The 11510-nt window shown below is 70.6% G+C and carries 13 protein-coding genes; 9 read left to right on the top strand and 4 right to left on the bottom strand.

From position 1 onward, the window contains the following. Positions 1–5: 5 nt before the first annotated feature. Together ABD875_RS15025 and ABD875_RS15020 are read left to right on the top strand one after the other, a co-directional pair. The gene (locus ABD875_RS15025; protein WP_345178666.1) at positions 6–782 is read left to right on the top strand and encodes a succinate dehydrogenase/fumarate reductase iron-sulfur subunit; all 777 of its coding nucleotides are present in this window, start codon (positions 6–8) and stop codon (positions 780–782) included. Positions 783–970: 188 nt separating this feature from the next. Beyond that, the gene (locus ABD875_RS15020) at positions 971–1204 is read left to right on the top strand and encodes a hypothetical protein (protein ID WP_345178657.1); all 234 of its coding nucleotides are present in this window, start codon (positions 971–973) and stop codon (positions 1202–1204) included. A gap of 329 nt (positions 1205–1533) precedes the next feature. Here ABD875_RS15020 and ku read toward each other — a convergent pair whose 3' ends face one another. From ku to ABD875_RS15000, 4 genes are read right to left on the bottom strand one after another with little or no spacing between them, the layout of a single operon-like run. Beyond that, positions 1534–2439, bottom strand: coding sequence for a non-homologous end joining protein Ku (ku, locus tag ABD875_RS15015; protein ID WP_345178648.1), 906 nt, complete (start codon positions 2437–2439; stop codon positions 1534–1536). 5 nt (positions 2440–2444) lie between these two features. Continuing rightward, the gene (locus ABD875_RS15010; RefSeq protein WP_345178642.1) at positions 2445–3350 is read right to left on the bottom strand and encodes an SDR family oxidoreductase; all 906 of its coding nucleotides are present in this window, start codon (positions 3348–3350) and stop codon (positions 2445–2447) included. Then, the gene (locus ABD875_RS15005) at positions 3347–4300 is read right to left on the bottom strand and encodes a bile acid:sodium symporter family protein (RefSeq protein WP_345178633.1); all 954 of its coding nucleotides are present in this window, start codon (positions 4298–4300) and stop codon (positions 3347–3349) included. Before ABD875_RS15005 ends, ABD875_RS15010 begins: the two co-directional genes overlap by 4 nt. After that, positions 4297–5616: a flavin-containing monooxygenase gene (locus ABD875_RS15000; RefSeq protein WP_345178626.1), complete on the bottom strand. Its 1320-nt coding sequence runs from the start codon at positions 5614–5616 to the stop codon at positions 4297–4299. The genes ABD875_RS15005 and ABD875_RS15000 overlap by 4 nt, the downstream gene beginning before the upstream one ends. An 18-nt stretch (positions 5617–5634) precedes the next feature. Between ABD875_RS15000 and ligD (ABD875_RS14995) the strand changes: the two genes are divergently transcribed. From ligD (ABD875_RS14995) to ABD875_RS14965, 7 genes are all read left to right on the top strand, one after another. Next, a complete protein-coding gene (gene ligD, locus ABD875_RS14995) occupies positions 5635–6558 on the top strand; it encodes a non-homologous end-joining DNA ligase (protein ID WP_345178619.1) in 924 nt (307 codons plus the stop codon). Beyond that, positions 6555–7250: a L,D-transpeptidase family protein gene (locus ABD875_RS14990; protein WP_345178615.1), complete on the top strand. Its 696-nt coding sequence runs from the start codon at positions 6555–6557 to the stop codon at positions 7248–7250. The genes ligD (ABD875_RS14995) and ABD875_RS14990 overlap by 4 nt, the downstream gene beginning before the upstream one ends. Continuing rightward, entirely contained in the window at positions 7250–8155 is a 906-nt protein-coding gene (ligD, locus tag ABD875_RS14985; RefSeq protein WP_345178610.1) for a non-homologous end-joining DNA ligase, read from the top strand. Before ABD875_RS14990 ends, ligD (ABD875_RS14985) begins: the two co-directional genes overlap by 1 nt. A 125-nt stretch (positions 8156–8280) precedes the next feature. Continuing rightward, positions 8281–8799 carry a COG1361 family protein gene (locus tag ABD875_RS14980; protein ID WP_345178604.1) on the top strand — a complete coding sequence of 173 codons (519 nt, stop codon included), beginning with the start codon at positions 8281–8283 and terminating at the stop codon, positions 8797–8799. A 185-nt stretch (positions 8800–8984) separates the two neighbouring features. Continuing rightward, positions 8985–9557 carry a S24/S26 family peptidase gene (locus tag ABD875_RS14975; RefSeq protein ID WP_345178599.1) on the top strand — a complete coding sequence of 191 codons (573 nt, stop codon included), beginning with the start codon at positions 8985–8987 and terminating at the stop codon, positions 9555–9557. A gap of 42 nt (positions 9558–9599) precedes the next feature. After that, on the top strand, positions 9600–10292 hold the full coding sequence (locus ABD875_RS14970) for a response regulator transcription factor (protein WP_345178596.1): 693 nt from the start codon (positions 9600–9602) through the stop codon (positions 10290–10292). After that, positions 10285–11496 (top strand): sensor histidine kinase, encoded by a 1212-nt coding sequence (locus ABD875_RS14965; protein ID WP_345178592.1) that lies wholly within the window; start codon positions 10285–10287, stop codon positions 11494–11496. The genes ABD875_RS14970 and ABD875_RS14965 overlap by 8 nt, the downstream gene beginning before the upstream one ends. The last annotated feature ends 14 nt before the right edge of the window (positions 11497–11510 follow it).

Here is an 11510-nt window from a genome sequence, read left to right as displayed (position 1 = left end):
CTGTCATGGGCTACACGCTGAAGATGCGGATCTGGCGCGGCGACCAGTCGGGCGGCGACCTCGGCGACTACGACGTCGAGGTCTCGGAGGGCGAGGTCGTCCTCGACGCGCTGCACCGGGTGCAGGCGACGCAGGCCGGCGACCTGGCGATCCGGTGGAACTGCAAGGCCGGCAAGTGCGGGTCCTGCTCCGCGGAGATCAACGGCAAGCCGCGGCTGCTGTGCATGACCCGGCTGTCGGACTTCGAGCCGACCGAGACGATCACGGTCACGCCGATGCGGACGTTCCCCGTGATCCGCGACCTGGTCACCGACGTGTCGTACAACTACGAGAAGGCCAAGGAGCTGCCGTACGCCGAGCTCCCGCCGCGCGACGCCGACGGCAAGCGCCGGATGGCGCAGATCGACGTCGAGCGCGGCCAGGAGTTCCGCAAGTGCATCGAGTGCTTCCTGTGCCAGAACACCTGCCACGTCGTCCGTGACCACGAGGAGAACAAGCCGGCCTTCGCCGGCCCGCGGTTCTTCCTGCGGTACGCCGAGCTCGACATGCACCCGCTCGACACCCACGACCGGCGGGCGCTGGCCCAGGACGCGGCGGGGCTCGGGATGTGCAACATCACCAAGTGCTGCACCGAGGTCTGCCCTGAGGGCATCAAGATCACCGACAACGCGATCATCCCGATGAAGGAGCGCGTGGTCGACCGCAAGTACGACCCGCTGGTGTGGCTCGGCAACAAGATCGGCATCCGCAACAAGGACAACGAGGGCCGCACAGAGGTCTAGCTAGTTCAGCAGCGACACGAAGGCGTGGGAAGCGGCGTACGCCGCTATCCCGACGCCCGCCGCCACGATCGCAGTCACGACCAGCAGGGTCAGCAGCGCCTTCAGGTACCTCATGCCCCTGGGACGCCGGTCGACGCCGTTCGGTTGTCGGTGGGCGGTGCTTGGGTGGAGTCGTGGCGGATCAGGGCGTGAGCGTGGCGGTGGACGAGGCGGGCCTGCACATCCTCGGGCGGAGTCCCGCGGTCGACCGGTTCCGTGCGCTGCTGCTCGAGGAGGCGGCCAAGCTGGCCGCCCTCGGCGACCCCGCTCCGCTGGAGGAGCGCCTCGTCCGCGCCCTCGGCGTGCTCGCCGACCGGCAGACCGCTCTCGACCTCTCCGCCGGCTCGCAGGTCACCTGGTGCGGGTGGACGAGCACCGACTGACCGGTGACGCTGGTTGAGGAAGGCGCGCCAGCGCCTGTATCGAAGCCTCCGTGCGTGCCGTCGTCCTTCCGGCACCGCAATTGTCCGTCCGCCGTCGGGGGCGTCAAGCGTTCCCTTCGGCGGCTTCGCCGCCCTTGACCCCGCCGCCTCCGGACGATCTGGCTGGCGAGCGGAACGACGCCGACCTGCGGGCGGAATCGAGGCGTCGCTGCTGTTTCACCATGTGATGCAGTGGCACCTGCACTTCCCACGGTGTGCACGCCATGGGACGTGCAGGTTCACCTACATACCGTGGTGAAACAGCGACGGATGGTGCCGAGCGGACGGCGCTAGCTGGCCTTCTTGGCCGCCGTCTTCTTGGTGGTCGACTTCTTCGCGGCGGCCTTCTTGGCCGGGGCCTTCTTCGCCGCCTTCTTGGCGGGAGCCTTCTTCGCCGGCCTCTTCTCCTCGGGCGCGTCCTCGCCGCGGGCGGTCTTGGCGGCGTCGACGGAGCGCTGGAGCGCGGCGAGGAGGTCGACGACCTCGCCGGAGGTCTTGGTGGAGGTCTCGGTGCGCTTGACCTCGCCGCCCTCGATCTTGGCCTTGACCAGCGCCTCGACGGCCTCGGCGTAGTCGTCCTCGAACTCGGCGGGGTCGAAGTCGCCGGCGAGGGTCTCGACCAGCATGTTCGCCATCTTGACCTCCTGCGGCTTCACGTCGCCGGAGTCGATGTTGAAGTCGGGCTGGCGGATCTCGTCGGGCCACATCATGGTCTGCAGCACGATGACGTCGTCCTTCACGCGCAGGACGCCCACGGTGGTGCGCTGGCGCAGGGCGACGGTCACGACCGCCATCCGGTCGGCGTCGAGGAGCGCCTGGCGGAGCAGGGCGTACGGCTTGGCGCCGGTCTTCTCCGGCTCGAGGTAGTACGACTTCTCGAAGAGCATCGGGTCGATCTGGTCCGACGGCACGAACTTCTCGACCGAGATCTCCCGCGACGACGTCGAGGGCAGCTCGGCCATGTCGTCGTCGGTGAGGATGACCATCTCGCCGTCCTCGGTCTCGTAGCCCTTCGCGATGTCGGCGTACGCGACCTCCTCGCCGTCGATCGAGCAGACCCGCTGGTACTTGATCCGCCCGCCGTCCTTGGCGTGCACCTGCCGGAACGACACGTCGTGGGACTCGGTCGCGGAGTACAGCTTCACGGGCACGCTGACCAGCCCGAACGACACGGCGCCCTTCCAGATTGCTCGCATGATGGTCAGTATGACCGGCGAGCGGCCCGCCAATCATCGAACGCTTCGCGGGAGGTTCTCGTCGGCGTGTAGCCGAAGACCGTCTTGAGGCGGTCGTTCGCGAGCACCGGCCGGTACTGCAGGAACATCGTCTGCTCCGGTCCGTATGCCGTGAGCCCGAGCCGTGACCCGACCGCGAGGGCGGCGCGCAGCAGCGGTTCCGGCAGCGTCAGCACCGGCTTGCCGAGGAGCTCGGCGATCTCGCTGATCGTCAGCGCGCCGTCGCCGGCCACGTTGAACACCCCGGTCACCGGCCCGGTCACCGCCTGCTCGATCACGGCTACGACGTCGGTGTCCCAGATGAACACGAACGGCGACTCCGAGCCGCGGATCTTCAGCAGCCGCTTCCGCTCGAACAGCGCGGTGATCTGGTTGTCGACCGACTCCCCGAGGATCGTGCCGATGCGCAGGACGACCTGTTCCAGGGACGCGTACGCCGGGAGCATCTCCTCGACCAGCCGCTTGTGGTGGCTGTACGCGAAGACCTCGTTGCCGCGCACCGGCTGGTCCTCGGTGATCCACGCCGGGTTGTCCGGGTGGTAGCCGTACGCCGCTCCGCTCGACGAGACGACGACCCTGCGTACCCCGTGGGCCACGCACGCGTCGAGGACGTGGCGGGTGCCGTCGACGTCGACGGCGTGCTCGAGCTCGCGGGTGGAGCCCGGCCCCGGCGTGACGATCGAGGCGAGGTGCACGACGACCTCCGGCCGCGCCGCACCGATCACCTCGTCGACCTGCGCGCGCGAGGTCACGTCCATGACCACCGCCGGCGGGCGCAGGTCGGCGCTCACGACGTCGTGCCCGGCCGCGGCCAGCCCCGCGACCACCGAGCGCCCGAGGAAGCCGCTCCCGCCCGTGACGAGGACCTTCACACGGCCACCTGCTCGGGTACGTCGGCGGTGCGCCGCTTCCAGAGCTCGGCGACGACGAGCCCCGCGAGGATGTCGTACAGGCCCCACCAGGCGGCGACCAGCGCCATCCCGCCCAGCCCGTCGAAGTAGGCGAACACCAGCACGAGCCCGAGCCCGGTGTTGCGGACGCTGACCTCGAACGTCATCGCCTTGCGGCTCTTGCTGGGCAGGCCGGTCCCGCGCGCGACGCCGTACCCGAGCCCCAGCGCCATCAGGTGCTGGACGAACACGGCGAGCAGCACGAGGGTGATGTAGTTCGTGAAGATGTCCCAGTTGCCGATGAACGCCAGCACGATGATCAGCAGCAGCAGGACGAACGAGACCGGGCCGACGACCCGGTGCGCGCGGTGGGCGACCCGTGGCCAGAGCCGGTTGATGGTGACGCCCGCGATGAACGGCAGCCCGATCACCAGCGCGATCTCCAGGAACGTCTTCACCGGGTCGAGGTCGACGTCGCGGAGCAGGTCGTCGCCGGCGGGGGAGAGCCCGGCCCAGAACGCGAAGTTCACCGGCAGCATCACGATCGTCAGCAGGTTGCTGATCGCGGTCATCGAGACCGACAGGGCCACGTCGCCGCGGGCTCGGTGGGTGAGGATGTTGGAGACGTTCCCGGGCGGGCAGCAGGCGACCAGGATCATGCCGAGCGCGATGGAGCCGCGCACGTCGAGCGCGATCGTCAGCAGCAGGGTCAGCGCCGGCAGCAGCAGGAACTGCGCGACGATCCCGACCAGGATCGGGAACGGCCGGCGCAGCACCGCGGTGAAGTCCGAGACCTTGATGTCCAGCGCGATGCCGAACAGGATCGTCGCGATCACGACCTTGAGGACGGTCGAGGCGCCCGAGCTGAACTCGATGTTGACGTCGTCGATGTCGGTGACGAGCGTCGCGACCTGGGCGGTCAAGAGGGTCATCCGGTTGCTCCTGCTCCCTGCCCGAGGCTCTCGATCTCCGCACGGACGGCCCGGCGGTAGGCGTCCTTGTTGACGTAGTAGGACATACGTTCCAGGCCGAGGTAGTGATATCCGCCGGACAGGTCGGGTCGCGGTCCCGCGACCCGGCGCTCGAGGGCGGCCGCCGCAGCCGGGTCCGTCGTGCGCGCCCGGAGGTACGACGCGACCAGCTCGGCCTGCTCGTAGCGGCCCTGCCAGCCGATGCCGGACGCCTCGATCATGCCGAGGACGAACAGGTTGCGGTCCTCCTGCGTGAACACGTTCAGGTACAGGTCGGGCGCGCTCCCGCGGCCCGCCCACCGCAGCACCTCCGGCTCCAGGAACGGGTAGTGCAGGTGGTAGCCGGTCGCCAGCACGACCACGTCGTACGGCGCCGACGTGCCGTCCTTGAACTCGACCGCGGAGCCGGCGAAGCGGGCGACGTCCGGCTTCACAGCGAGGTCGCCGTGGCCGAGGTGGTGCAGGATCAGCGAGTTCACGATCGGGTGCGACTCGTAGATCTTGTAGTCCGGCTTCGGGAAGCCGAACTTCACCGGGTCGCCGGTGAACGCCTTGAGCACCCGCGAGTCGATCGCCTGCTTGATCCGCGGCGGCAGCGGCTTGCCCTGATTGAGGGTGTCGGCGGGCTTGCCGAAGAGGTACTTCGGCACGAAGTAGTAGCCCCGGCGCACCGAGATGTCGACCGACGCCGCGTGGTGGACCGCGTCGACGGCGATGTCGCAGCCCGAGTTGCCGGCGCCGATGATCAGGACCCGCTTGCCGGCGAACACCGTGGGCGACTTGTAGGCGCTGGTGTGGATGACCTCGCCGTCGAAGGAGCCCTCGAACGTCGGCACCGCCGGCTCGCTCAGCGTCCCGTTGGCGGCGATCACGCCCGCGTGCCGGCGCTCGACGGTCCCCTCGGGGCCGTGCGACACGACGGTCCACGAGCCGTCGCCGGCCGGCCGCGCCGACATCACCTCGGTCTCGAACGCGAACCCGCCGGTGAGGTCGTACGCCGCCGCGAAGTCCCGGAAGTAGGTCAGCAGCTCGCGGTGCGACGGGTAGTCGGCGACGTCGTCGCGCATGGGGAACTCGGTGAACTGCGTCGTGGTCTTCGACGAGATCAGGTGCGCCGACTCGTAGACCGTGCTCCGCGGCCCGGAGATGTCCCACAGCCCGCCGACGCCGACCGCGAGCTCGTAGCCCGACCAGGGGATGCCGAAGCGCTGGAGGTTGCGGGCGGCGGCCAGCCCGGACGGGCCGGCGCCGATCACCGCGAATGTGTCGTCGGTCACGCGAGGCATGATGTCGCCATGCGTCCGATGCTGGCCACACCGGGGTCCCACATCCCGAACGGCGACGAGTGGGCCCACGAGGTGAAGTGGGACGGCGTGCGAGCGCTGACCGAGGTCCGCGACGGCACGTTGCGGATGACCAGCCGCAACGAGAACGCCATCACGATCGCGTGGCCCGAGCTCGCGACCAGCCCGCTCGGCGACCGCGACCTGCTCGTCGACGGGGAGATCATCGCGCTCAACGAGCGCGGCCTGCCGGACTTCCGCACGCTGCAGGAGCGGATGCACGTCCGCAAGGCGACCACCGCCGCGCGGCTGGCCGACGCGGTCCCGGCCATCTACATGGTCTTCGACCTGCTCCGCCTCGACGGGCGCGACCTGACGTCCGAGCCGCTGGAGAAGCGCCGCGAGCTGCTCACCGGCCTCGGGGTGGACGCCAGCTGGCAGGTGCCCGCGTCGTACGACGACGGCGCGATGCTCGCCGAGGCCACCCGCTCCCAGGGCCTCGAGGGCGTCGTGAGCAAGCGGCGTACGTCGGTCTACCGCTTCGGCGAGCGGTCCCCGCACTGGCGCAAGCACGCCCACCGGCACCGGCTGTCGTACGTCGTCGGCGGCTGGCGGCCGCAGGAGGGCACCTCCGACCGGCTCGCCTCGCTGCTCGTGGGGGAGCAGACCCCCGACGGGCTGCTCTACCGTGGCCGCGTGGGCAGCGGGATCGGAGCGAAGCAGAGCCGGGTGCTGACCGAGCTCGTCTCCGGCCTGTCTCGCGACGCCAGCCCCTTCGCCGACGAGGTGCCGACGGTCGACGCCCGTGGGACCCACTGGCTGGAGCCGGTGGTGGTCGTGGACATCGACACCCACGGTGTGGGGTACACCAGGTTGCGGCAGCCCTCGTTCCAGGGCGTCCGCTCCGACCTCACTCCGGAGGACCTGTTCCGATGATCCCGCTCCTCGCCGCCGCCCTCGCCGTCACCGTCACCGCCGGCCCCGCCGCACCCGAGCCGCGTCCGGCCCGCGTGGTCACCCTCGACGGCGTCGAGGTGCGGCTGCACGCCGACACCCGCCAGGTCGTCACCGCCAACCGCACCAGCGGCCACCACGCGCGGATCACGTCGTGGGTGCTGCGCGACGGCCGCTGGCGCCAGACCATGCAGGCCACCGACGGCCGGATCGGGTACGGCGGCCTCGTGGCCGGGCCGCGCCGCCAGCAGGGCACCGGCACGACGCCGCTGGGCACCTACGACCTGCTCTGGGCGTTCGGCACGCACGCGCCCAGCCCGCGCTGGGATCTCGGCTACCGCGAGATCCGCTCCGGCGACTACTGGGTGCAGGACAACGCCTCGCAGCACTACAACCGCTACCGCAACAAGCGGCTGGGCGGGTTCCGCTGGCGACTGCCGTCGGGCGACCCGAACTCCTCGGAGCGGCTGGCCGACTACCCCGTGCAGTACGAGTGGTCGATCGTGACCAGCTTCAACCGCCAGCAGGTGCGCTACCGCGGCTCGGGCATCTTCCTGCACGTCAACGGCTCCGGCGCCACAGCCGGCTGCGTCAGCGCGCCGCGCTGGTTCATCAAGTCGCTCATGGGCCGGCTCGACCCGGACCTTGCGCCCGTGATCGCAGTCGGGCGCTGATGCCGGACCAGGCCAAGGAGGAGATCCGGGTCGAGGTCGACGGCCGCACCCTCAAGATCAGCAACCTCGCCAAGGTGCTCTACCCGCGCACCGGCACGACCAAGGGTGAGGTCCTCAACTACTACGCCCAGGTCTCGCCGGTGCTGCTCCCGCACCTCGCGGACCGCTGCGTGACCCGGATCCGCTGGCCGCACGGCGTGTCGGACGGCAGCTTCTTCGAGAAGAACATCCCGGGCGGCACGCCGTCATGGGTGCGGACCGCGAAGGTCCCGACCACCGGTTCGCGCGCCCAGTCGAGCGGCGACACCCTGGTCTTCCCGATCGTCGACGACCTCGCCACGCTGACCTGGCTGGCCAACCTCGCCGCGCTCGAGCTGCACGTCCACCAGTGGACGGTGGGCAGGAACGGCCAGCCCCGCAACGCCGACCGCCTCGTCATCGACCTCGACCCGGGCGAGCCCGCCGGGCTGCACGAGTGCTGCCAGGTCGCGCTCATGGTGCGCGACAAGCTCGCCGAGCGCGGCCTCGGCGCCAAGCCGGTCACCAGCGGCAGCAAGGGCCTGCACCTGTACGCCGACCTCCCGAAGCGGCTGCCCTCGGACGAGTCCAGCGCCCTGGCGAAGGCGGTCGCGGAGGAGCTCCAGGCCGAGCACCCCAAGCTGGTGACCGCGACCATGACCAAGGCCCGCCGCTCGGGGAAGGTCTTCCTGGACTGGTCGCAGAACGCCGGCTCGAAGACCACGATCTCGCCGTACTCGCTGCGCGGGCGGGAGCGCCCGACGGTCGCCACGCCGGTCTCCTGGGCCGAGGTCGAGGCCGGCTCGGAGGACCCCGACGCGCTCGGCCAGTTCCTCTTCGAAGAGGTGCTGGAGCGGGTCTCCGACCTCGGTGATCTCTTCGCCTGAGCCGCCCTCGGGCAGACCTGAGCCTTGTTACCAAACGGTGGGTAGCGCGTGGAGGTCGTGTGGATCAGGCGTGGGTCCTGCGCTCCTAACTTGGAGACCGAATCAACTGAGCGCCAGGGGAAGCCATGACCACCACGACCGTCACCACCGCCCGGAAGCTCGCGCTTCCGCTGGGCAGCGTGGTCGGCGCGGGCGTGCTGGCCATGGTCATGGGGGTTCCCTGGACCAGCGCCAGCGAGGGTTCCTCGGGGATCCGGCTGCTGGCCGACGACAACCAGGGCGCGACCTTGACGATCAGCAAGATCGAGCCCGGGGAGTCTGTGTCTCGCAGCGTCACCATCCGCAACTCGGGTGGGGCTCAGTCGAGGCTGTCGTTCCAGGAGACCGGGGACCCATCGCCGTTCGCCGATGGCGAGCTGCACCTGGTCATCACCCAGGAGGACCGCACGCTCTACGACGGCGACTTCGCCGCCATGAGCGACATCGCGCAGGACGTGGGGACGCTCGAGCCGGGGGGATCGAGCACGTTCACCTTCACGGTGTCCTTGCCCGATGACGCGCCGTTCGCCAACCAGGGCGAGCCGGCGACCGCGTCGTACTCGTGGGTGAACTCGGACGCTGGAACGAGCGGCACCTTCCAATGACGGGTGCCTGGCCGGGCTGAACCGGCCCACAACCGGACGGAGTTTCGGCGTATCTGGGGGGAACGCCGAAAGTCCGCCCGGCGCAGGACAAGTCCGTCCGGCGCTGTTGGGGGGAGCGCCGGACGGACAGTCCGCTTCGATACGGTCCGGTCGGACCGTCCCCCTGCAGTCCCGGAAAGACCACGATGGAGATCACCACCTCCCCGCACCGCCCGGCGTCCACGCCGTGGGGGCGGCTGCTCGTGCTCGTGGTCGTGCTCGGACCCGTGAGCGTCCTGGTCCTGCTGCCCATCGGGCTGGGCCTGGAGCGTTACGTCATGTCCGGCGACTCGATGGACGCCGGCGACGAGGGCATCGCCCAGGGCACCGTGCTCTTCGAGCGGTCCGTGCCCGTCGGCGAGCTGCGCGTCGGGGACGTGATCACCTACCGCCCGCCCGAGGGGGCCGGCGAGGACGGGATGGTCACCCACCGGGTGGTCGCCGTGCGCCCCGCCGGCGTCGTCACGCAGGGCGACGCGGAGCCGCGCCGCGACCCCTGGCTGCTGCCCCACGACGCGCCGGACGTCTCGAAGGTGGTCTTCACGCTGCCCTGGGTCGGGTACGCCTACCTCGTCATCGCCGACCCCGGGACCTGGGTCCTGGTGCTGGTCAGCGCGGCCGCCCTCGCCTTCCTGCTGTCCGGCGAGTTCCACCGCCGGCGCCGTCCCGGGCCCCCTGCCGAGCGCGAACTCGTCAGCGAAACCGCTGCAGAAGAGTGAGGTTGACGTCTCGACAGACGCGAGGGCCCTATGCTCTGGCCCATGGCGCAACGTGTTCTGGTGGTCGAGGACGAGGAGGACATCGCGTTCCCCCTTGTCCGCACCCTGGAGCGAGAGGGATACGACGTCTCGTGGGTCGACAGCGGGCAGAAGGCGCTCGACACCCTGTCGAGCGCTCCTGAGGTCGTCATCCTCGACCTCGGCCTCCCCGACATCGACGGTCTCGAGGTCTGCCGGCGCGCCCGCGCGGCCGGCTTCGAGGGCGCGATCATGATCGTCACCGCACGAGCCGGCGAGCTCGACCGCGTGGTGGGCCTCGACTACGGGGCCGACGACTACCTCGCCAAGCCGTTCGGCCTCGCCGAGCTGCAGGCGCGGGTGCGCGCGCTGCTGCGGCGCACCGCTGGAGCGTCCTCCGCAGGCGAGGACGCCAAGTCGGACGGGCTGCGCATCGACGTCGACGCGCGCCGGGTGTACGCCGGCGACGACGAGGTCCCGCTCACCGGCAAGGAGTTCGAGGTCCTGAACATCCTGGCCGCGAACCGGGACAAGGTCGTGTCCCGCGGCCGGCTGATGGCCGACGTGTGGGACGAGAACTGGTACGGCTCGACGAAGACGCTCGATGTCACCATCGGTCGGCTGCGGCAGAAGCTCGAGAGCGTCGGCGTGACCGACCGTGTGGTCGCCGTTCGAGGCGTGGGATTCCGCCTCGAAGGCGGATCACCCGATGCGTGAACGGCTGACCCTGGCCTTCGTCGTCCTGACGATCCTGCTGCTCCTCGGGGCCGGGATCATCCGGTCGTACGTGCTCCGTGACCTGATCCGGGAGCAGGAGTCTCAGCATCTGAGCCAGGAGGTCTCCCTGATCTCGACGATCGTCTCCGGACGCGACGAGACCGGCGCGACCATCGACGAGGAGTTCCTGCAGACCCTGGTCAGCCCCGACGCCCGGCTGGAGTACGACCCCGAGTCGGGCCCGCCCCTGGTCGTGTACGGCGAGGAGTACTCCGGCGCCGACGACCCCGACGCGGACATGGCCTCCACGGTGGTGCTCGACGACGCCACGATCACGCTCAGCCAGTCCGACGCGGTCGTGCGCGACATCGTCGGGCGCGACATGAGCTCGATCGCGGCGCTGTTCCTGCTGATCGCCGTCGTGGCGGGCATCGTCGGCTTCATCATCGCCTCCGCGCTGTCCTCGCCGTTCCAGCGGCTCGCGGTCGCCGCCGCGGCGCTCGGGCGCGGCCGCTTCGACCTGGAGCTGCCGCGCACCCGGATCCCCGAGGCCCGCGCGATCTCCAACGCGCTGCGCGCCAGCGCCCACCAGCTCGAGGACCGGGTGCACCGCGAACGGGACTTCGCCGAGCACGCCTCGCACGTGCTGCGCACCCCGCTCACCGGTCTCCGGCTCGAGCTCGAGGACCTCACCCTGCGCGATGACGTCCCCGACGACGTCAAGGAGACCGCCGCCCGCAGCCTGGCGTCGGTCGAGCAGGTCGGGACGGTCGCGGCCGAGCTCGTCGACCTGACCCGCCGCGGCAGCCTGGTCGAGGGCTCCGAGCTGCCCCTGGTCGACCTGGCCACCCAGCTCGCCCAGCGCTGGGCCGACCGCCTCGGCGTCCGCAACCGCACGCTCACCGCGGCCGCGGAGGGCGACCTGTCCCTGTCGTACACCCCCGGCCCGGTCGAGCACGTCACCGACCTGCTCCTCGCCGACGTCGTGCGGCGTGGCACCGGGGCGGTGCGGATCGTCTTCTACGGCGAGGACGGCGGCCACCTGCGGGTGCGCGTCGAGTGCGAGGGCCGCACCGAGGCCGCGACCGGCGCCGAGACGCTCGACCGGGTCTCGCAGGTCCGCTCGGTCGTCGAGGCGCTCGGCGGCCGCGTCACCGGGGACCACCCGGCCGACGGCATCGAGGTCCTGCTCCCGCGCCGCTGACCACGCGGGCACCA

Origin of the sequence: Nocardioides caricicola, from assembly GCF_039541135.1 — a bacterium.
In the GTDB taxonomy this organism is placed as follows: Bacteria; Actinomycetota; Actinomycetes; order Propionibacteriales; family Nocardioidaceae; genus Nocardioides; species Nocardioides caricicola.
This window is presented reverse-complemented; position numbering and strand designations above follow the sequence as displayed.